The organism is Pseudomonas syringae, from assembly GCF_021605415.1.
In the GTDB taxonomy this organism is placed as follows: Bacteria; Pseudomonadota; Gammaproteobacteria; order Pseudomonadales; family Pseudomonadaceae; genus Aquipseudomonas; species Aquipseudomonas syringae_S.
The window spans coordinates 1-19,545 of record NZ_WKEQ01000021.1; the positions used below are offsets into that span (position 1 = coordinate 1).

General features: G+C 59.3%; 17 protein-coding genes. 5 read left to right on the forward strand and 12 right to left on the reverse strand.

The features are described from left to right. Positions 1-122 precede the first annotated feature (122 nt). Both GIW69_RS15735 and GIW69_RS15740 read right to left on the reverse strand, forming a co-directional pair. A complete protein-coding gene (locus GIW69_RS15735) occupies positions 123-875 on the reverse strand; it encodes an anti-sigma factor family protein (protein ID WP_236483612.1) in 753 nt (250 codons plus the stop codon). Next, the gene (locus GIW69_RS15740; protein ID WP_236483613.1) at positions 872-1,378 is read right to left on the reverse strand and encodes a sigma-70 family RNA polymerase sigma factor; all 507 of its coding nucleotides are present in this window, start codon (positions 1,376-1,378) and stop codon (positions 872-874) included. The genes GIW69_RS15735 and GIW69_RS15740 overlap by 4 nt, the downstream gene beginning before the upstream one ends. Positions 1,379-1,535: 157 nt before the next feature. Here GIW69_RS15740 and GIW69_RS15745 point away from each other — a divergent pair, with 157 nt between their 5' ends. Both GIW69_RS15745 and GIW69_RS15750 read left to right on the forward strand, forming a co-directional pair. Further along, a complete protein-coding gene (locus GIW69_RS15745) occupies positions 1,536-2,630 on the forward strand; it encodes a catalase family peroxidase (RefSeq protein WP_236483614.1) in 1,095 nt (364 codons plus the stop codon). Then, on the forward strand, positions 2,627-3,172 hold the full coding sequence (locus tag GIW69_RS15750) for a cytochrome b/b6 domain-containing protein (protein ID WP_236483616.1): 546 nt from the start codon (positions 2,627-2,629) through the stop codon (positions 3,170-3,172). The genes GIW69_RS15745 and GIW69_RS15750 overlap by 4 nt, the downstream gene beginning before the upstream one ends. Before the next feature lie 69 nt (positions 3,173-3,241). On the opposite strand, the gene GIW69_RS15755 is transcribed toward GIW69_RS15750, so the two are convergent. Next, the gene (locus tag GIW69_RS15755; protein ID WP_236483617.1) at positions 3,242-4,393 is read right to left on the reverse strand and encodes a M14 family metallopeptidase; all 1,152 of its coding nucleotides are present in this window, start codon (positions 4,391-4,393) and stop codon (positions 3,242-3,244) included. Positions 4,394-4,835: 442 nt separating this feature from the next. After that, entirely contained in the window at positions 4,836-5,201 is a 366-nt protein-coding gene (locus tag GIW69_RS15760) for a DUF6124 family protein (RefSeq protein ID WP_236483619.1), read from the reverse strand. 127 nt (positions 5,202-5,328) lie between these two features. Between GIW69_RS15760 and GIW69_RS15765 the strand changes: the two genes are divergently transcribed. Then, positions 5,329-5,988, forward strand: a complete 660-nt coding sequence (locus GIW69_RS15765; protein WP_236483620.1) for an XRE family transcriptional regulator — start codon at positions 5,329-5,331, stop codon at positions 5,986-5,988. A gap of 39 nt (positions 5,989-6,027) precedes the next feature. Here GIW69_RS15765 and GIW69_RS15770 read toward each other — a convergent pair whose 3' ends face one another. The 4 genes from GIW69_RS15770 to GIW69_RS15785 form a co-directional block, all read right to left on the reverse strand. Further along, positions 6,028-7,977 carry an acetyl-CoA carboxylase biotin carboxylase subunit gene (locus tag GIW69_RS15770; protein WP_236483622.1) on the reverse strand — a complete coding sequence of 650 codons (1,950 nt, stop codon included), beginning with the start codon at positions 7,975-7,977 and terminating at the stop codon, positions 6,028-6,030. Beyond that, on the reverse strand, positions 7,977-8,792 hold the full coding sequence (locus GIW69_RS15775) for a gamma-carboxygeranoyl-CoA hydratase (RefSeq protein ID WP_236483624.1): 816 nt from the start codon (positions 8,790-8,792) through the stop codon (positions 7,977-7,979). Before GIW69_RS15775 ends, GIW69_RS15770 begins: the two co-directional genes overlap by 1 nt. A 109-nt stretch (positions 8,793-8,901) precedes the next feature. Beyond that, positions 8,902-10,506, reverse strand: coding sequence for a carboxyl transferase domain-containing protein (locus GIW69_RS15780; RefSeq protein WP_236483626.1), 1,605 nt, complete (start codon positions 10,504-10,506; stop codon positions 8,902-8,904). 103 nt (positions 10,507-10,609) lie between these two features. Next, on the reverse strand, positions 10,610-11,773 hold the full coding sequence (locus GIW69_RS15785; RefSeq protein ID WP_236483628.1) for an isovaleryl-CoA dehydrogenase: 1,164 nt from the start codon (positions 11,771-11,773) through the stop codon (positions 10,610-10,612). 295 nt (positions 11,774-12,068) lie between these two features. On the opposite strand from GIW69_RS15785, the gene GIW69_RS15790 reads away from it, so the two are divergent. After that, positions 12,069-13,766: an AMP-binding protein gene (locus GIW69_RS15790; protein WP_236483630.1), complete on the forward strand. Its 1,698-nt coding sequence runs from the start codon at positions 12,069-12,071 to the stop codon at positions 13,764-13,766. 603 nt (positions 13,767-14,369) lie between these two features. On the opposite strand, the gene GIW69_RS15795 is transcribed toward GIW69_RS15790, so the two are convergent. From GIW69_RS15795 to GIW69_RS15805, 3 genes are all read right to left on the reverse strand, one after another. After that, positions 14,370-15,269 (reverse strand): hydroxymethylglutaryl-CoA lyase, encoded by a 900-nt coding sequence (locus GIW69_RS15795; RefSeq protein WP_236483632.1) that lies wholly within the window; start codon positions 15,267-15,269, stop codon positions 14,370-14,372. A gap of 57 nt (positions 15,270-15,326) precedes the next feature. Continuing rightward, a complete protein-coding gene (locus GIW69_RS15800; protein WP_236483634.1) occupies positions 15,327-15,725 on the reverse strand; it encodes a MerR family transcriptional regulator in 399 nt (132 codons plus the stop codon). 107 nt (positions 15,726-15,832) lie between these two features. Then, positions 15,833-16,768: a LysR family transcriptional regulator gene (locus GIW69_RS15805; RefSeq protein ID WP_236483635.1), complete on the reverse strand. Its 936-nt coding sequence runs from the start codon at positions 16,766-16,768 to the stop codon at positions 15,833-15,835. 166 nt (positions 16,769-16,934) lie between these two features. Between GIW69_RS15805 and GIW69_RS15810 the strand changes: the two genes are divergently transcribed. Beyond that, on the forward strand, positions 16,935-18,164 hold the full coding sequence (locus GIW69_RS15810) for an acyl-CoA dehydrogenase (protein WP_236483638.1): 1,230 nt from the start codon (positions 16,935-16,937) through the stop codon (positions 18,162-18,164). Between the two features lie 52 nt (positions 18,165-18,216). Here the strand turns inward: GIW69_RS15810 and GIW69_RS15815 are convergent, their stop codons facing one another. After that, complete coding sequence (locus GIW69_RS15815) at positions 18,217-19,533, reverse strand: substrate-binding domain-containing protein (protein ID WP_236483752.1); 1,317 nt, start codon at positions 19,531-19,533, stop codon at positions 18,217-18,219. Positions 19,534-19,545: the final 12 nt, after the last annotated feature.

Below are 19,545 nucleotides of genomic sequence, written 5' to 3' on the forward strand. Positions count from 1 at the left end.
GGCGGGCACTGTCGGGGTCACTCCTCATCTCGGGCCGGCTCCTCCCGAGCGCGACGCCGTAGTGTAACCAGTCAGGATCAAAAGATCGCAGCCTTCGGCAGCTGCTACAAGCGCGTCAATGATCAGAACTGTGTGGTTTGCCTGAGCAACCGCGCCGTCGGCGTGTCCGCCGGGCTGACCATCGCATAGTTGTAGCCGCTGCCTGACCAGTATTCGGCCTGCAAGTCACCGTCGCTGCGGCTGCCCCGTGGCAGGAAGGTGTTTTTCGGCCCGGGCGGGCGCACGTAGAAACTGATCTTGTGCCCGCCAACGTCTTCATAAATCACCATCGCCGCCGGGCCTTCTTCGGTGCTGAGCAGCCGCGCGCTGACCGGTTGGAACCCGGCCATGGCGAGATCCGGCAGGCGATTGGCCTGGGTGAAGTAACGGTCGAGCCAGCGTTGCATGTCGGCCTCATCGGTGACTTTGTAGTCCGCAGGCAAAATGCCTTGCTCGGCGATCAACCGGTAAGCCTGCAAGGCATCGGTCATTGGCAGAACGTTGCGAGTCAGGGTCATTTCTCGTGCCTGCCAGCCGCTGAAACCGCCGACGCTGACGGCGATCAGCAATACCGCCGCACTGGCCAGGTGCCGCCGTGATTGGCGTTTGAGGCGTTGGCGAATGGCTGTCGGATCGAGATCGGCGTTGGCCGGTTGCTGCAATGCCGAACCAAGCGCGGCGCGTAAATGTTGAGCGTCCTGCTGCCAGGCGCGCACTTGCGCCGCTTCGTCCGGATGATTGGCCAGCCAGGCTTCCAGCAGGCGCCGGTCTGCATCGCTGAGTTGGTGATCGACGTAAGCGTGCAGGTCACGCTCGTTGGGAGGGATGCTAATCATTTGAGTATCCGTAAGGAAGGGCTGCTGATTTCGCCGTCGCTGAGCTGGCGCAAGGCCTGGCGGGCGCGGGACAGGCGCGACATCACGGTGCCGGTGGGTACGCCGAGAATCTCGGCGACCTCTTTATAAGTCAGGCCTTCGACGGACACCCACAAGAGGAGGGCGCGTTGCTCGGTGGGCAGCCGGTCGAAGGTTTGCAGGGTTGCCTGAGCGATGACGGTACGTTCCGCCGACGGTTCGGCTTCGTCGCGGCCGGTGAAAAACTCGAGCAGCCGCGCATAACGGCGCGAGCGGCGATGAGCGTCGAGAAACTGTCGATAAAGAATCGAAAACAGCCAGGCGCGCAGGTCGCCGTCAGCGCGTTTGTCGCCCCAACCGGACAATGCCCGCTCCAGGCTCGATTGCACGAGGTCGTCGGCGCTGCTGGTGTTACGCGTCAACGACACGGCAAACCGCCGCATCCTGGGGATGATTTCTCTGAGTTGTTCGTCGATATCGCTCATGAAGTTCAGCTAGTCACTACGCTATGGACTAGGAAGACGCCCGGGAGCCGAGGTTATTCCACGTTCGGAAAAATAAATACCGGACGCGGGAATAAACCATCGCGGCGTGCGTCTTGCTGACTCTTTCTACTTGTGGCCGATGGCCCCGGAGTTGTTCATGGTTGATCGCACTTCACCGCCCGGGGGGCCGCAACGTCCGCCCCTGAGTGCTGCGAGCCTGACGTTGCGCCTCGGCGGCATCGCCGTCGTGGTCGCAGCATTGGCTGGCGCATTTGCTTACGTTAACGGCACCTTTGACCCACAGCGTCTGACGCCCAAGGCACTGGTCGATGTCTTGGAAAAAAACAACGGCGTGCATCCCGGTTTCCGACGCAACCATGCCAAGGGCGTCTGCGTGATCGGCCATTTCGAGAACAGCGGTGAAGCCCGATCCTATTCCACGGCTCAGGTGTTCAAGGATTCGCGAACGCCGGTGGTCGGGCGTTTCGCGCTGCCGGCGGGCAATCCCTATGCGCCGGATTCGGCCGTACCGATCCGCAGCCTGGCGCTGCGTTTCACTCAAGCCAATGGCCAGCAGTGGCGCACCGGAATGAACAGCATGCCGGTGTTTCCGGTGGGTACGCCCGAGGCGTTCTATCAGTTGCAGCAAGCCCAGGTACCCGATCCGGCCACCGGCAAACCCGACCCGAGCAAAGTGCCGGCGTTTTTTGCCGCGCATCCGGAGGCCGTACCGTTCTTGACGTGGGTGAAGACCGCCAAGCCTTCCGCCAGCTACGCCACTGAAACCTATAACAGTATCAATGCGTTTTATCTGGTGGGCGCCAACGGGCAAAAGCAGGCGGTGCGCTGGAGCGTCACGCCGCTGGCTGAGGATGCAGCGGGTGCCCTGGCGCCGGAAGGGGCGGATTTCCTTGAAAAGGATCTGACCCGGCGGCTGGAGGCGGGGCCTTTGCGCTGGCGGCTGAACATTACGTTGGCCACAGCTGATGATCCGGTGAACGACGCGAGCAAGCCATGGCCCGAAGGTCGGAAGATCCTGAATGCCGGAACACTGGTGCTGGAGAAAATTGAACCGCAACTGAGCGGTGAGTGCCGTGACATCAACTACGATCCGCTGGTGTTGCCGGCCGGTATCGAAGGCTCCGATGATCCATTGCTCGCGGCTCGTTCGGCCGGTTACGCCGATTCTTACTTGCGTCGCACCAGCGAGGTCAGCCAATTGCCCGCCGCCCAACAGGAGGCTCGCCCATGAGCGCCCAACCGTCTCATTTCGCCCCTTTGGCGCGGCTGCTGCACTGGTTAATGGCTTTAATGATCATTGCCATGCTGTTCATCGGCGCGGGCATGGTTGCCTCGGTGTCGGCACGGCACGAATGGCTGATCAATCTGCACAAACCATTGGGCATCGCCATTTTGTTGCTGGTGATTGTGCGGCTGGTGGTGCGATTTTCCACGCGTCAACCGCCACTTCCGGCGGATCTGCCGGGTTGGCAGGTGTTGGCGGCCAAGGCCTCGCACGTGTTGTTGTATGCCTTGATGTTGGTGCTGCCATTGTTGGGGTGGGCGATGATCAGTGCGGCGGGGGATCCGGTGATGCTGAGCAGTTCGCTGCAATTGCCATCGATTGTGCCGGCTGATGCGCAGGTGTTCGCGTTTCTGCGCAAGGCTCACGGGTATCTGGCGTATTTGCTGTTTCTGACGGTGCTGTTGCACCTGGCGGCCGCGCTGTTCCATGGTTGGGTGCGTCGCGATGAGGTGCTCGACAGCATGTTGCGGGGGAGGGGTCGAGGCTAACGCGCTCATTTCGTCGCAACAAAAAAGGTCGCAGTTGTTCTGCGACCTTTTTGTTTAAGCGCGGGGTGGTCAGCGCAGGGTGTCGACCATGTCGGCGATGGTCGTCAATACGTCTTTGCCGAGCTGTTTGGAGCGCTTCCCCGACCATCCGGTGTGCGGATTCGGTGCGTCGTCGTGATCCTTGAAAGGCATCTCCAGGGTCAGTGCCAGGCAATCGTATTTCTGGCCGACGCTGTTGCAGGCCAGGGTCATGTTGGCCTGGCCCGGCAGATCGCGGACGTAACCGTATCGGGTCTGGAAATCCTTGGTTGTGTGCTTCAGATGGCTGCGAAAGTGTTCTTCGAGTTTCTCGATGCGCGGCGTATACCCCGGGTTGCCTTCGCACGCAGCGGTAAACACGTGAGGGATTTCTTCATCGCCGTGTACGTCGAGGAACAGATCGACGCCGTACTTTTCCATCTGCTGCTGGACGAAAAGGACTTCTGGGCTGACGTCCTGACTGGCGCTCTGCCAAGCGCGGTTCAAATCCTGGCCCATGGCGTTGGTGCGTAGATGCCCGTGGAACGCGCCGTCCGGATTCATGTTGGGCACCAGGTACAGATCGGCGCCGGCCAGCAGTTTGTTCAACACCGGGTCGTCGTGTTTTTCCAGTCGTTCGATCACCCCCTCCATGAACCACTCGGCCATGTGCTCCCCCGGGTGCTGCTGAGCGATCATCCACACTTTGCGCTGGCCCTCGGCGCCGCTGCCTTTGCGTAGCAACTGAATGTCGCGGCCTTCGACACTTTTACCGGTGGCCAGCAATTCGGTACCGGCCTTGGTCAGCGCCTGTTCGATCAACCAGCCATGACGGCCGCGGCTATACGGTTCGAAGTAGGCAAACCAGGCGTGGGTTTGCGTGGCTTCCAGGCTGAAGCGCAGGCAGTCGCCTTCGAAAATGGTCGGGACGCGGAACCAATTGACGTGGTCGTAGGACGCCACGGCCTGATAACCGGTCCAGGCTTTATTGTAGGAAGATTGGCTGGCGTTGTTCAGGCGAAACCAGTGTTCCTGACCGACATGCAGACCGCTGGCCTTGAAGTGAAACCACTGGAAATGCGGGCTGCGGGTGTCCGGACGAATCGCCAGAATCGGATTGAGCGGGTTGCTGATGTCGATGACTTGAATGTTACCGCTGTCGAAATTGGCGCTGATGTCGAACGAAGATTTGGCCGCGGTCATAATCGGTTCCTGAATATGATTTTTATGGCGGTTACTTTACACGCTGGACAGGGGTGAACCGAGGGGAAATTGCGGGGGGCGTCTTCCGTGACGCGGGCGAAGCTTAGTGGCTGTGCGATTGATTCTCAAGTGCTGATTGCCATTACTTTGCCTCAATGGCGTCGGGCAAGTATTGCCAGGCGGAAATCTTTTGATATGATCCGCGCCATCGGATTTGCAGCACCCAAAGACTTCATTAGCCTGAAGACATAAGCCAGAAAACTGGCAAAAAAAGACCCGGCAAAAAGCCGGGTCAAAAACCGTGATTAGCCTGATGAGGAGATAGTCCAGAAGACCGACCTAAGGTCTCTGGCCCATCGACTGATCTCGCGACCAGCTGCATGCAATAATAATCATTATCATTTGCAAGTCAAATGTTTTTATTTGCACGATTGGTAAATTCTTACCCTTGCGTCCGAATGCCCAGTCCCTGAACGGTTGCGGCATCCAGCGAGTGATCCACCATCACTCTCGCCATATCCACCATGTGAATCACTGAAAAAGCCAAGTCTCGGCTGCTCCCTTGCAGGCCGTCGGCTGCCTTCAATGCCGTGGCGGCGGCGCAGCGCAACAGATCCGAGGCGTGCACCAGCGCTTCTTCATTGCTGACGTCGCGATTCACGCCGAAGAAACGATCTTCGATTTCAGGCTCAGAAACAGCTGGTTTCAAGTAATAGTCCAGCGCGCGTTGTGCGGCGGCGCTACCTTGTGGCGAAGTGAGCGTCGTGTCTATTTGCAGATCGGGTAAATCTTTGCTGCTGATATTCATGGTGTTGTCGCTCCGTGATCGATTCAAGTCCGTGAGCTCAGCATAATACTTATTGTAGTTGTGACCAGAATTTAAATACGACAATATGTGTTTTGACGGTCGGAGACGTCCGCGTATGGTGCCGGGCATGGATAAATGGATTGAATTGGTCAAAGCCAAAATGGATGAGCTCGATATCACCCAACTCGAGCTTGGTGAGCGTGTGGGAGTGTCTCAGGGCGGGATCGGCCATTGGCTGACCAAGCGCCGGCAACCCGGCGTCCCTGAAATGAACCGCGTCTTGAAAGCGCTGGGCATGGATTTTCTTGAGGTTGCGACGGTGATCCGTGAACCGCCGACCGTGTCCGATGACGACATGCCACTGACGCAAAAGTACAACCCTTACTTTCGTTACCCGATCAGCGATTGGCGCGAGCCGTTGCAAGTACACGAAAGCGAGCCTGTGCCCTACGCCGTTGCGCAGGATAAAACTCGCTTCGAACTCAGTGATTATCACGCAAGGGGAGCGGCGTTCTGGCTGAGAGTCGAAGGTAACGCCATGACCGCACCTGACGGCATCAGCATCTCGGAAGGCATGTTGATTCTGGTGGATCCGGCGGTAGAAGCCGTACCCGGCAAACTGGTGATCGCGCAATGGCCGGAGAGTACCGAAGCGACGTTTCGCAAATTAGTCGAAGAGGGCGGTCAGCGTTACCTGTTACCGCTCAATCCGAATTGGCCGACAGCGCTGTTCACCAGCGACTGTCGAATCATCGGCGTGGTTATTCAGGCAATGGCCAGATTCTGATCGGATCGATCCTCACTTTGCGTAGGATCGATCTTTTGTTCAGGCCTCTTCCAACTCCACCAGGGCGCTGCCTTCGCTCACCATCTCGCCTTCCTGGCAGAACAGCGACTTGATCACACCCGCATGGGGCGCACGGATGCTGTGCTCCATCTTCATCGCTTCGAGTACCACCAGTTGCGCGCCGGCCTCGACCGTCTGACCGGCTTCCACTAATACGCGCACGATGCTGCCGTTCATTGGTGCAGTCAGCCCACCCTGGTGGCTGTTACTGGCTTCCACCGCGCTGATGGGGTCGTACGCCTCAATGCGCCGCAGTTCGCCTTCCCATTGCAGATAAACATTCCCACCACGTCGTATTGCCCGGTGTACGTGACGCATGCCGCCGTCATCGACGACCAACTGTTCGCCGACCAGTTTTGCAGCGCCGCTGTTGCTTAGCGTTAACGCGCGATCCTGTCCTTCGCAACTCAAGTGCAACGTAATTTCCCGTGGCAATCCGGCACGCAAACCACTGTGCAAAGCCCACGGCGAGGCAGGGTCGTCGATGCGCGCGGTGCCAGGCAGGCTTTGCGCGAAGGCTTGTGCGGCCGTTTCCCAAAATCCGTCGCTCAACGCACTGGGCGCCGGTAGCAATTGTTCCTGATAACGCGGAATAAACCCGGTATCCAGTTGCGCAGCAGCAAACGCCGGATGGCCGATGATCCGGCGCAGAAAACCGATGTTGGTTTTCAAACCACCGATGGCGAACTCATCGAGCATGCTCAACAACCGCAGTCGTGCCTGTTCACGATCTTCGCCCCAGGCAATCAGTTTGCCGAGCATCGGGTCATAGAATGGCGAGATCTCGTCACCTTCCTCGACACCGCTGTCGACCCGGCGCCCGGCGCCCGAAGCGGATTCGCGGTACAACGCCAGATGGCCGGTGGCCGGCAGGAAATCATTCGCTGGATCTTCGGCGTACAACCGCACTTCGATGGCATGGCCCATCAGCGGCACCTGATCCTGACTGATCGGCAATACTTCACCACGGGCCACACGAATCTGCCAGGCCACCAGATCGAGGCCGGTGATGGCTTCGGTGACAGGGTGTTCAACTTGCAGGCGGGTGTTCATCTCCATAAAGAAGAATTCACCGCGCGCATCCAGCAAAAATTCCACGGTGCCCGCACCGACGTAACCGATGGCTTGGGCCGAACGCACCGCCGCTTCGCCCATGGCCTTGCGCAGTTCAGCGCTGAGCCCCGGTGCCGGCGCTTCCTCGACGACTTTCTGATGCCGGCGTTGAATCGAGCAATCCCGTTCGTTCAGGTACAGGCAGTGGCCGTGCTGATCAGCAAACACCTGGATTTCCACATGACGCGGCTTGAGCAGGTATTTCTCAACCAGCATCCGCGAGTCGCCGAACGATGATTGCGCTTCACGCTGGGCCGAAGCCAGCGCTTCGGCCAGTTGGCTGACCTCTTCGACCACCTTCATGCCCTTGCCGCCGCCGCCGGCCGTGGCTTTGAGCAGCACCGGATAGCCGATTCGCTCGCAGGCGTCGCGGAAGGTCTCCAGATCCTGCGCCTCGCCATGATAGCCAGGTACAAGCGGCACGCCGGCGGTTTCCATCAGCGCCTTTGCAGCGGACTTGCTGCCCATGGCGTCGATGGCCGAGGCGGGCGGGCCGAGAAAAATCAGGCCGGCGGCCTCTATGGCGCGGGCAAATTCGGCGTTTTCCGACAGGAAGCCGTAACCGGGATGAATCGCCTGAGCGCCGCTGGCCTTGGCCGCCGCGATCAGTTTGTCGATCTGCAAATAGCTGTCTGCCGCCTTGCTGCCGCCGAGGTCGACACGAATGTCCGCTTCACGGCTGTGTCGCGCATCACGATCGGTGGCGCTGTGCACGGCCACGGTGGTCAGGCCCAAGGCCTTGGCGGTGCGCATGACCCGACAGGCGATTTCGCCACGGTTGGCCACCAAAAGGGTAGTGAGTACAGGTGCGCTCATCAACGCGACTCCTTGGTGGTGGTTGCGGCTTGCCAGTTCGGCGGACGTTTTTGCAAAAAGGCGCGCAAGCCTTCCTGTCCCTCGGGACTGACGCGGATCCGTGCGATGGCGTTTTCAGTGTAACGGCGCAGTGCCGGATTCAACGCGCCGTTGCCCACTTCGCGGAGTAAATCCTTGCTGACGCGCATGGCGGCGGGGCTGTTGAGCAGCAGGTTGTCGATCCACTGATCGACTTTCTGCTCAAGTTCGGCCTGCGGATAGCTCTCGGACAATAAGCCGATTTCCCGCGCCCGCTGTCCGCCGAAACGTTCAGCGGTCAGGGCATAACGGCGGGCGGCGCGTTCGCCGATGGCTTGCACCACGAACGGGCTGATGACCGCCGGTGCGAGGCCGATGCGTACTTCCGACAGGCAGAACTGCGCGTCATCGGCGCCGATCGCCATGTCACAGCAGCTGATCAGGCCCAGCGCGCCACCGAACGCCGCGCCTTGAACCACCGCCAGCGTCGGGATTTTCAGTTTGGCGAGGTTGTACATTAACTCCGCCAGCTCCCGCGCGTCGTCGAGGTTGGTGTGGTAATCGAGCTCGGCCGATTGCTGCATCCAGGCCAGATCGGCGCCAGCGCTGAAATGCTTGCCGCGCCCTCGTACCAGCAGGAAACGCAGGCTTGCATCGCTGGCAACTTTGTCCAGCGCGAGAATCAGCTCGCGGATCATCTGGGCATTGAAGGCATTGTTCTTGTCTTCGCGATTGAGCCACAGCGTCGCGAACCCGCGTGGGTCGTTTTGCAGCTCAAGGGTGTTGAAATCGCTCATCTTTATCCGTCTCCAGTAGGAGCGAGCCTGCTCACGAACGCGGTGTGTCAGTCGACGTCGCCGATACCTGACAGACCCTCATCGCGAGTGAACCCACTCCCACAAAAAATCACATCCGGAACACGCCGAAGCGGCTCGGTTCGTTAGGCGCATTCAGCGATGCGGACAACGCCAGCGCCAGTACGTCGCGGGTCTGCGCCGGGTCGATAACGCCGTCGTCCCACAGCCGAGCGCTGGAATAGTAGGGGTGGCCTTGTTCTTCGTACTGGTCGAGGATCGGCTGCTTGATCTCGGCTTCCTGCTCAGTGCTGAATGCCTGACCACTGCGTTCAGCCTGCTCGCGCTTGACCTGCACCAGCACCCCGGCCGCTTGTTCGGCGCCCATCACGCCAATCCGCGCGTTCGGCCACATCCACAGAAATCGTGGATCGTAGGCGCGTCCGCACATGCCGTAGTTGCCGGCGCCGAAGCTGCCGCCGATGATCACCGTGAATTTCGGCACTTTGGCGCAGGCCACGGCAGTCACCAGTTTTGCGCCGTGCTTGGCAATGCCGCCGGCCTCGTATTTCTGGCCGACCATGAACCCGGTGATGTTCTGCAAAAACAATAAGGGGATGCCGCGCTGGCAGGCCAGTTCGATGAAGTGCGCACCTTTTTGCGCGGCTTCGGCGAACAGAATGCCGTTGTTAGCGAGGATCGCGATCGGGTAGCCGTGCAGATGCGCGAAGCCGCACACCAGCGTGGTACCGAACAGCGCCTTGAACTCATCGAACACCGAACCGTCCACCAATCGCGCAATCACTTCGCGTACATCGAACGGCTGCTTGGCGTCCGCCGAAACCACGCCGTACAGCTCGTCGCTGGCATAGAGCGGGGCGATTGGCGTGCGTTGCTGCACCTCGCCGAGCTTGCGCCAGTTGAGATTGGCGACGCTGCGGCGTGCGAGGGCGAGGGCGTGTTCATCACTTTCGGCATAGTGGTCGGCCACCCCCGAAACCTTGCAATGCACATCGGCCCCGCCAAGGTCTTCGGCACTGACCACTTCACCGGTCGCCGCTTTCACCAGTGGCGGACCGGCGAGGAAAATCGTTGCCTGATTGCGCACCATGATCGCTTCGTCGGCCATCGCCGGCACGTAAGCACCGCCGGCAGTGCATGAGCCCATGACCACGGCGATTTGCGGAATGCCCATCGCGCTCATGTTGGCCTGATTGAAGAAGATCCGGCCGAAGTGCTCGCGATCCGGAAACACCTCGTCCTGACGCGGCAGATTGGCACCGCCCGAATCCACCAGATAAATGCACGGCAAGCGGTTCTGCTGGGCGATGGTCTGGGCGCGCAGGTGTTTTTTCACCGTCAACGGGTAGTACGAACCACCCTTAACCGTCGCGTCGTTGGCGACGATCATGCATTCCACGCCTTCGACGCGGCCGATTCCGGCAATTACGCCGGCGGCCGGGACGTCTTCGCCATACACAGCGTGGGCGGCGAGCTGGCTGATTTCAAGAAACGGCGAACCTGGATCAAGCAAGCGGTTGATGCGCTCGCGCGGCAACAGCTTGCCCCGCGAGGTATGGCGTTCCTGGGCTTTCGGGCCGCCACCCTGCGCCACTTGGGCGAGCAAGGTGTGCAGGGCGTCGACCTGTTGCAGCATCGCTGCGCTATTGGCGGCGAACTCCGCTGAACGCGGATTGAGCTGTGTATGCAAAATCATGGCTACTCCGTAGCAGCTTCGAGCGTCGAGCTGAAAGCTTCAAGCTGAAACAAGCGCGCAGTTCTTTTGCAGCTTGAAGCTTGAAGCTCGCCGCTGACAAAATTCATTTCGTCTCATTAAACAGTTCGCGACCGATCAGCATGCGACGGATCTCACTGGTGCCTGCGCCGATTTCGTACAGCTTGGCGTCCCGCAACAGGCGACCCGCCGGGAATTCGTTGATGTAACCGTTGCCGCCGAGAATCTGGATCGCATCCAGGGCCATTTGCGTGGCGCGCTCGGCGGTGTAGAGGATGACGCCGGCAGCGTCCTTGCGCGTGGTTTCACCGCGCTCGCACGCTTGTGCAACGGCGTATAGATAAGCGCGGCTGGCATTGAGTTGGGTGTACATGTCGGCGACTTTGCCCTGGATCAGCTGGAATTCACCGATGCTCTGGCCGAACTGCTTGCGGTCATGGATGTACGGCACGATCAGATCCATGCACGACTGCATGATCCCGGTCGGGCCGCCGGACAGCACGACACGTTCGTAATCGAGGCCGCTCATCAGCACTTTCACGCCGCCGTTGAGCACGCCGAGGATGTTTTCTTCTGGCACTTCGACGTCATCGAAGAACAGCTCGCAGGTGTTGGAACCGCGCATGCCGAGCTTGTCGAATTTGTTGCTGCGGCTGAAGCCTTTCCAGTCGCGCTCGACAATGAACGCGGTGATGCCGTGGGCGCCTTTTTCCAGGTCTGTCTTGGCGTAGATCACGTAGGTGTTGGCGTCGGGGCCGTTGGTGATCCAGGTTTTGCTGCCGTTGAGGACGTAGCGGTCGCCGCGTTTGTCGGCGCGCAGTTTCATCGATACCACATCGGAACCGGCGTTCGGTTCGCTCATCGCCAGCGCGCCGACGTGTTCGCCGCTGATCAACTTCGGCAGGTATTTGCTTTTCTGTTCGTGATTGCCGTTGCGGTTGATCTGGTTGACGCAGAGATTGGAATGGGCGCCGTAGGACAACGCCACCGACGCCGAACCACGGCTGATTTCTTCCATCGACACCACGTGTGCCAGGTAACCCAGGCCGGCACCGCCGTATTCTTCCGGCACGGTGATGCCGAGCAGGCCCATGTCACCGAACTTGCGCCACAGGTCGGCGGGGAACAGGTTGTCGCTGTCAATCTGCGCGGCGCGTAGCGCGATCTCTTTAGCGACAAAGGACTGAACCTGATCGCGCAGCATGTCGATGGTTTCGCCGAGGGCAAAATTCAGGGATGGATAGCTCATGCGTCACCTTTTGGCTTTTTTGTAGGGTGGAGAGGGCGGCGTTCCGGCTCTCAGCTTTACGTTAACGTAAACTTGTGGCGGAAGGCTGTCAATCGGCCTTTACGTTAACGTCAACTTAGGCGAGAGTAGGGCGCGTTCAAGACAGAAAAGCAGACCAATCCTGTAGGAATGAGCCTGCTCGCGATGGCGTGGTGTCAGTCGATGCAAACATTGACTGATACATCAGAATCGCGAGCGGGCTCGCTCCTACAAGTGACCGTCGGCAACCCACAAATAAAGACAAATCGGGGTCGTCATGGATCAACCTACTGCAAGCCCGCAGCGCAGCTATACCCGTGGTTCCCAGGAAAAAGCCCTGCTCGCGATGACGATCGGCCAGAAGTTCGACCGCACCGCCGCGCAATACCCGGACGGCGAGGCGCTGGTGGTTCGTCATCAGCGGTTGCGCTACACCTGGCGGCAGCTTGCGGAGGCGGTCGACGTCCATGCCAGAGCCTTGCTGGCGCTGGGTCTGCAAACCGGCGACCGTCTCGGTATCTGGGCGCCGAACTGCGCGCAGTGGTGCATCAGCCAGTTCGCCAGTGCGAAAATTGGGGTGATCCTGGTCAACGTCAATCCGGCCTACCGCAGCTCCGAACTTGAATATGTGCTCAAGCAGTCCGGGTGCCAGTGGCTGGTCTGCGCCGGAGCATTCAAAACGTCCAATTACCACGCCATGTTGCAGGGCTTGGTGCCCGAGTTGGCCGAGCAATCCATCGGTCAACTTCAGAGCGAGCGCTTGCCGGATCTGCGCGGAGTGATCAGCCTTGATGCGCAGCCGCCGTCGGGTTTCCTGCCGTGGTCGCAACTCGCGGATCTGGCCGGCAGTGTTTCGCAAGATCAGTTGCGCAAGCGCGGCGACAGCCTGCATTTCGATCAACCGGTGAACATCCAGTACACCTCTGGCACAACCGGTTTTCCCAAGGGGGCGACCCTCAGTCACTACAACATTCTCAACAACGGTTACATGGTCGGCGAGAGTCTCGGCTTGACCGCCGACGATCGCCTGGTGATCCCGGTGCCGCTGTACCACTGCTTCGGCATGGTCATGGGCAACCTCGGTTGCATCACCCATGGCACCACCATGATTTACCCCAACGACGCGTTCGACCCGCTGCTGACCTTGAGCACCGTCGCCGAAGAAAAGGCCACGGGCCTTTACGGCGTGCCGACCATGTTCATCGCCATGCTCGACCAGCCGCAACGGGCTGAATTCGATTTGTCGACACTGCGTACCGGAATTATGGCCGGCGCAACGTGCCCGATTGAGGTGATGCGCCGGGTCATCAGCGAGATGCACATGAGTGAAGTGCAGATCGCTTACGGCATGACCGAAACCAGCCCTGTGTCGCTGCAGACCGGCCCGTCGGACGAATTGGAGTTGCGCGTGACCACCGTCGGTCGCACTCAGCCGCAACTGGAAAGCAAGATCATCGACGAGACTGGCAATCTGGTGCCACGCGGCACCATCGGCGAACTCTGCACCCGCGGTTACAGTGTGATGCTCGGTTACTGGAACAATCCGCAGGGCACGGCCGAGGCGATCGATGAGGCCGGCTGGATGCACACCGGCGACTTGGCGAGCATGGACGAGGCCGGTTACGTGTGCATCGCCGGGCGCAACAAGGACATGATTATTCGCGGCGGTGAGAATATTTATCCGCGTGAGCTTGAGGAGTTCTTCTTCACTCACCCGGCCGTGGCGGACGTGCAGGTGATCGGCATTCCGTGCTCGCGTTACGGAGAGGAGATTGTCGCGTGGATCAAGTTTCATCCGGGCCACAGCGTTTCCGAGCTGGAGCTGCAAACCTGGTGCAAGGAGCGCATCGCGCACTTCAAGACGCCGCGTCACTTTAAGTTCGTCGAGGAGTTTCCGATGACGGTGACGGGCAAGATTCAGAAATTCCGGATGCGGGAGATCAGTATCGAGGAGTTGCGCAGCACTGATGCCTGACGCCATCCCTTGTAGGGGTGAGCAGGCTCGCTCCTACAAGGGATTGTCGTAAAAACAGGAATCACAGAAAGCACAAAGGGGAGCCGAAGCTCCCCTTTAATTTGTCGTTGCATGCTCTTTTTTATTATTGAGGGTCGGTCTGTTGTTGTTTTTGGCAACCGTGGCCCTTTACCGCTTTTTTTGGCGACCCCCATTCGGGGTCAAGAGCAAACGTATTTTTTTGAGCGCTGATCTGCTTTCTCGTCAAACGATCCAACCGATTCGGGAGCTACCTGAGGGTAGTTTTATTGTTCTCTGCCCGGTTGCGGGTGACTCCTGAGAGCACCCTGAAAAGCACACCTTCTCCAAAAAAATCTGTTAGCTGCGTCTCTGCCGTGTTGTTTTTGTTATGTCAGAGTCGTTACGTCTTATTTTTATTGGTTTGCTGCTTTTTATTCTTGTTATGCCATAGAGATAGCAGGAGCCGTGCCAACTTTTTAAACCCCTTTAAATACAGTGAGTTAGGATTTTAGGGGGACGCGGTGGCCGGTTGAGACCAAACAATTTGTTTCCGTGTTACTCGTTTTTGCCCCCAAGCCCCCCGCGCGGGTAACACCCGTCCGCTCACTGTGCGCTACGGGCCTTGGCCACGCGCGAACCGCTTGGGCGGCCCAGCACGGCGCTGATCTGTCGGCCTGCGCCAATCAAGGCGTCCAGGTCGATACCGGTCTCGATACCCAAGCCATTGAGTAGGTAAACCACGTCTTCCGTCGCAACGTTACCGCTTGCACCTTTGGCATATGGGCAGCCGCCCAGGCCGGCGATAGAGCTGTCGAACACCGCAATGCCTTCGAGCAGACTGGCGTAAATGTTGGCCATGGCCTGGCCGTAAGTGTCATGGAAATGCCCGGCGAGCCTGTCCCGCGGCACCTGCGCCGATACTACTTCGAACATCCGCCGGGTCGCGCCGGCCGTGCCGGTGCCGATGGTGTCGCCCAATGACACTTCGTAGCAGCCCATCGCATAGAGTTCTTGGGCGACGCTCGCGACTTGCTCCGGCGCAACGTCACCTTCATAAGGGCACCCCAGCACGCACGACACGTAACCGCGCACGGTAACGCCATGCTGTTTCGCGGCCTCCATGATCGGCGCAAACCGCGCCAGGCTTTCGCTGATCGAGCAGTTGATGTTGCGTTGTGAAAAAGCTTCGGAGGCAGCGGCAAACACCGCGACTTCCTTGACCCCGGCCGCCAGCGCATCTTCAAAGCCCCGCAGGTTCGGCGCCAGCGCACCGTAGGTCACGCCCGGTTTGCGCTGGATCTGCGCGAACACGTCGGCGGAACCGGCCATTTGCGGTACCCACTTGGGCGAAACAAAACTGCCGACTTCTATATAGCCCAGGCCGGCGGCGCTCAGTGCGTCGACCAGTTGCACCTTATCGGCGACGCTGATTGGCTGGGCTTCATTTTGCAGGCCATCGCGCGGGCCGACTTCGATCAGGCGTACTTGGGAAGGGAGGGACATGGGCTGGACCTGCTGTCATCTGAAAATAGGAAAAAACCTGTAGGAGCGTATGAGCAATCAAACCACCTGCTGACTCTTGAGCGTCTGCTCCAGCGCCTGCACACAACGCTCTTCGGCGGTATCGAGTTCCAGTTTCATCTGTTCGATGTCGAGCATCTGCTGCTCAAGCTGTTTCCGGCGCTCGGTAATTTTCGCCAGCATGCTGTTGAGTTGCTTGGTGTTACCGCTGGAAGGGTCATACAGCTCGATCAGTTCGCGGCATTCGGCGAGGGAGAATCCGATGCGCTTGCCGCGCAGGATCAGCTTCAGGCTGACTTTGTCCCGTGGCGAATAGATGCGTTCCTGGCCACGACGCTCGGGGCTGAGCAGGCCTTGCTCTTCATAGAAGCGAATCGCCCGGGTGGTGATGTCCAGCTCGCGGGCGAGATCGGAAATGCTGTAAGTCTGGCTGCTCATAAGCGCGCTCGGAAAAAAGTCTTGGCGCTAAGCTAATGGCAGGTTGACGTTTACGTCAAGGCGAAAAGGTTCCAGCTTCCAAATCGCCACATTGCGAACTTTTGATCTCATGCCTGTTGTTTGTCGATCTTCTTTTCATGTGCCGTCACCTGCTGGCACAACTCGATGATTTGCTCGCGCATCCAGCGATTGGCCGGATCCTGGTCAGTGCTCTCGTGCCAATACAAATGGGTCTCCACCGGTGGCACATCGTTGACCGGCAGATAAAACGCGTGCAGTTCATTGCGACGGGCGAAACGTTCCGGCACGGTCATGACCATGTCTGTCTGCTGTAACACCTGGGACGCCATCTGGTAATGCTGCGAACGCAAAGCGATCTTGCGCTGAATGCCCATTTTCCCCAGCGCCAGATCGACATGGCCCAACCCGCTGCGGCGGCTGGAAATATGCACATGCGTCATCGACAGATAGTCATCCAGGGACAGTTTTTCCTTGCCCGCCAGCGGATGTCCCTTGCGCATGGCGCACACGTAACGGTCTTCCATCAGTTTGACGTGACGTACCTGCGTGTCGGTATTGAGCGGCGCATCCACGGCGAAATCCAGACGCCCGGCCGCCAGCTCCTTGGTGGTTTCCCGGCGTTTCGACAGAAAACTTTCGATGATGACGGTGGGCGCCAAACGGCGCAGGCGCTGGAACAGTGGCGGCAGGATCACCGCTTCGGTGAGGTCGGTCATGCTGATGCGGTAGGTCTTCGCCGCCTGCGACGGGGTGAAGATGCGGCTTTCCTGCACGGACACCCGCAGCAGGGACAGCGCGTTACGCACCGGGCCGATGATGTTCTGCGCCATCGGCGTCGGCACCATGCCTTGGGCGGTGCGCACGAACAGCGGATCGTTGAAGGTCTCGCGCAACCGCGCCAGCGCGTTCGACACCGCCGGCTGAGTAATGCCGACGATCTGCCCGGCGCGGGTCAGGTTCGCCTCGGTGTAGATCGCGTCGAAGACGATGAAAAGGTTGAGGTCGACCTTGCTCAGATTCATGACGCGTTTTCTCTTGTTATGTGGGCGAAATGGCTTTGACGATAAGCCGATCATATATCGGTGATGAATGTTAATACACGCTGAGAATAGGCTAGGTAAATTTTCGTAGCTGCTCTAGCATCCATTTCATGACCTGAACAACCTCCCAAAAAGAAGGTAGCTGCCCATGGATTTCGCTTATTCGCCCAAGGTGCAAGAACTGCGTGAGCGCGTGACCGCGTTCATGGATACCTACGTTTACCCGGCCGAAGCCGTGTTCGAGCGCCAGGTTGCCGAAGGCGATCGCTGGCAGCCGACGGCGATCATGGAAGAGCTGAAAGCCCGGGCGAAAGCCGAAGGCCTGTGGAATCTGTTTCTGCCCGAATCGAAACTCGGCGCAGGCCTGACCAACCTTGAATACGCGCCGCTGGCCGAGATCATGGGCCGCTCGTTGCTTGGCCCTGAGCCCTTCAATTGCTCGGCACCGGACACCGGCAACATGGAAGTGCTGGTGCGTTATGCCAATGAAGAACAGAAACAGCGTTGGCTCGAACCGCTGCTGCGCGGCGAGATCCGCTCGGCCTTCGCCATGACCGAGCCGGACGTCGCGTCCTCCGATGCCACCAACATGGCCGCCCGTGCTGAGCGCGATGGCGACGAATGGGTCATCAACGGTAAGAAATGGTGGACGTCCGGCGCTTGCGATCCGCGTTGCAAAATTCTCATCTTCATGGGCTTGAGCAATCCGGATGCGCCGCGCCACGCCCAGCACTCGATGATTCTGGTGCCGGTGGATACGCCTGGTGTGAAGATCGTCCGTCCACTGCCGGTGTTCGGTTACGACGATGCCCCCCACGGTCACGCCGAAGTGCTGTTCGACAATGTGCGAGTGCCGTACGAAAACGTACTGCTGGGCGAAGGACGCGGATTCGAAATCGCCCAAGGTCGCCTCGGCCCGGGCCGGATTCACCACTGCATGCGTTCGATCGGCATGGCCGAGCGGGCGCTGGAACTGATGTGCAAACGTTCGGTAAGCCGCAGCGCATTCGGCAAACCGTTGGCGCGCCTGGGCGGTAACGTCGACAAAATTGCCGACTCGCGCATGGAAATCGACATGGCTCGCCTGCTGACGCTCAAAGCGGCATACATGATGGATACCGTCGGTAACAAAGTGGCGAAAAGCGAAATCGCCCAGATCAAGGTTGTTGCACCGAATGTGGCGTTGCGCGTAATCGACCGGGCGATTCAGATGCATGGCGGGGCAGGGGTGTCTAACGATTTCCCGCTGGCTTATATGTACGCCATGCAACGCACACTGCGCCTGGCCGATGGTCCGGACGAAGTGCACCGCGCAGCCATCGGCAAATTCGAAATCGGCAAATATGTGCCGAAGGAAATGCTGCGCAGCGAACGCTGATTACCCAATGGGATCGTTCCCACGCAGAGCATGGGAACGATCCTGAGGTGAATCAATGTACCCACACCTCAACCCGTCGATTTTTGATCCGTCCCTCATCGGCGCTGTTCGCCGCCACCGGCATCAGTGCGCCGAAGCCGCGCACTTCGCGCAACACCACGCCGTTCTTCACCAATTCCCGTCGCACCGCCATGGCCCGCAGCTTCGACAGCAGGTCAGCCCGTGCCGGATCGTCCTTGGCATCGCCGAACCCCACCAGCGTTACCTCGCGATCAGTCTTGTTGTGGCGCTTTATATAGTCGAGCACTCGCGCCAAATCCTGGCGGGCCTTGTTGTCGAGGATGGCGCTGCCTTCTTCGAATCGGAAATTCACCGTCAGACGTTGGGCATGACGGCTGAGGGACTGATAACCCTCCGGCATCAGCGCATTCGGCGTCACCGCGATGGCCTGGATGGTCTGGGCGATAAACCCGTTGCTTGCAACAATCGTCTGGCCTTGAGGACTTTGTGCAAACGCCACCAACGCCTTCGCCCAAAGGTTCTTGCTGTCGGGCGGTAGATAAAAGAACAACCGCCGCGACAGCGGATAATCTTCGGTGGCGATCAAGCTGTTCAGCGGCAACATCGCTTGGGATTGCCCGTCGGCAATTGCCACTGCCTTAGCCTGGCGAACGTAGGGCAAACCGATGAACCCGATGGCTTGTGGATCGCTGCTCACGGCGTCGGATAATTGCTCGCTGGATTCAAAGCGTTTCGCCGCGCTACTCAGAACCTTCCCACGCTGGGCGAGGACAAGCTCCTTAAATGTGTCGTATGTGCCGGACTGATCATCCCGCGCATACAAATGAATCGTCCCACCGCTGCCACCGACGTTTTCCCAGGTCTTGGCCTCGCCGCTGAAAATCCGCGCGAGTTGCTCGGTGTCGAGTTGTTGCAGGGGGTTGTCGGGATGAAGAATGATCGCCAGGCCGTCGATGGCGATGACCTGTTCGGCGGTGGGACTTTTCAGGTCGCCGAGGGATTGCAGGGCGAGCAATTCGCTGTCCTTGATCGGCCGGGAAGAGGCAGCGAGATCGGCTTCGGCGGATTTCAGCGCGGTGAAACCGGTGCTTGAGCCGTGAGCGGCGATGTCCACTGCGATCCGCTGACCGTCTGCGGTTTGCCCGACGACGCGTTGTTCGTTGGCGTTGTCGGGTGCTTCGCGATGAATTTTCAGCAGGCCCCGTTCCTGCATCAGCCCTTCGACCAGCGCCGGGCCGAGCGCTGCGCCAATGGTGTTGGAGCCCTGAATGCGCAGCACAGCGTCGGCCGATACCGCCCAGGGCAGCCATGCGCTGAAAAGAAAAAAGAACAAAACACGCACGCGCATGCCGGCACCGAT

Excerpts from the sequence above, each read along its gene's own strand:
- GIW69_RS15810 (WP_236483638.1), top strand. The coding sequence starts at position 16,935 with ATGGATTTCGCTTATTCGCCCAAGGTGCAAGAACTGCGTGAGCGCGTG.
- GIW69_RS15800 (WP_236483634.1), bottom strand. The coding sequence starts at position 15,725 with ATGAGCAGCCAGACTTACAGCATTTCCGATCTCGCCCGCGAGCTGGAC.
- GIW69_RS15785 (WP_236483628.1), bottom strand. The coding sequence starts at position 11,773 with ATGAGCTATCCATCCCTGAATTTTGCCCTCGGCGAAACCATCGACATG.
- GIW69_RS15780 (WP_236483626.1), bottom strand. The coding sequence starts at position 10,506 with ATGATTTTGCATACACAGCTCAATCCGCGTTCAGCGGAGTTCGCCGCC.
- GIW69_RS15805 (WP_236483635.1), bottom strand. The coding sequence starts at position 16,768 with ATGAATCTGAGCAAGGTCGACCTCAACCTTTTCATCGTCTTCGACGCG.
- GIW69_RS15750 (WP_236483616.1), top strand. The coding sequence starts at position 2,627 with ATGAGCGCCCAACCGTCTCATTTCGCCCCTTTGGCGCGGCTGCTGCAC.
- GIW69_RS15760 (WP_236483619.1), bottom strand. The coding sequence starts at position 5,201 with ATGAATATCAGCAGCAAAGATTTACCCGATCTGCAAATAGACACGACG.
- GIW69_RS15770 (WP_236483622.1), bottom strand. The coding sequence starts at position 7,977 with ATGAGCGCACCTGTACTCACTACCCTTTTGGTGGCCAACCGTGGCGAA.
- GIW69_RS15765 (WP_236483620.1), top strand. The coding sequence starts at position 5,329 with ATGGATAAATGGATTGAATTGGTCAAAGCCAAAATGGATGAGCTCGAT.
- GIW69_RS15740 (WP_236483613.1), bottom strand. The coding sequence starts at position 1,378 with ATGAGCGATATCGACGAACAACTCAGAGAAATCATCCCCAGGATGCGG.
- GIW69_RS15745 (WP_236483614.1), top strand. The coding sequence starts at position 1,536 with ATGGTTGATCGCACTTCACCGCCCGGGGGGCCGCAACGTCCGCCCCTG.
- GIW69_RS15795 (WP_236483632.1), bottom strand. The coding sequence starts at position 15,269 with ATGTCCCTCCCTTCCCAAGTACGCCTGATCGAAGTCGGCCCGCGCGAT.
- GIW69_RS15790 (WP_236483630.1), top strand. The coding sequence starts at position 12,069 with ATGGATCAACCTACTGCAAGCCCGCAGCGCAGCTATACCCGTGGTTCC.
- GIW69_RS15815 (WP_236483752.1), bottom strand. The coding sequence starts at position 19,533 with ATGCGCGTGCGTGTTTTGTTCTTTTTTCTTTTCAGCGCATGGCTGCCC.
- GIW69_RS15755 (WP_236483617.1), bottom strand. The coding sequence starts at position 4,393 with ATGACCGCGGCCAAATCTTCGTTCGACATCAGCGCCAATTTCGACAGC.
- GIW69_RS15735 (WP_236483612.1), bottom strand. The coding sequence starts at position 875 with ATGATTAGCATCCCTCCCAACGAGCGTGACCTGCACGCTTACGTCGAT.
- GIW69_RS15775 (WP_236483624.1), bottom strand. The coding sequence starts at position 8,792 with ATGAGCGATTTCAACACCCTTGAGCTGCAAAACGACCCACGCGGGTTC.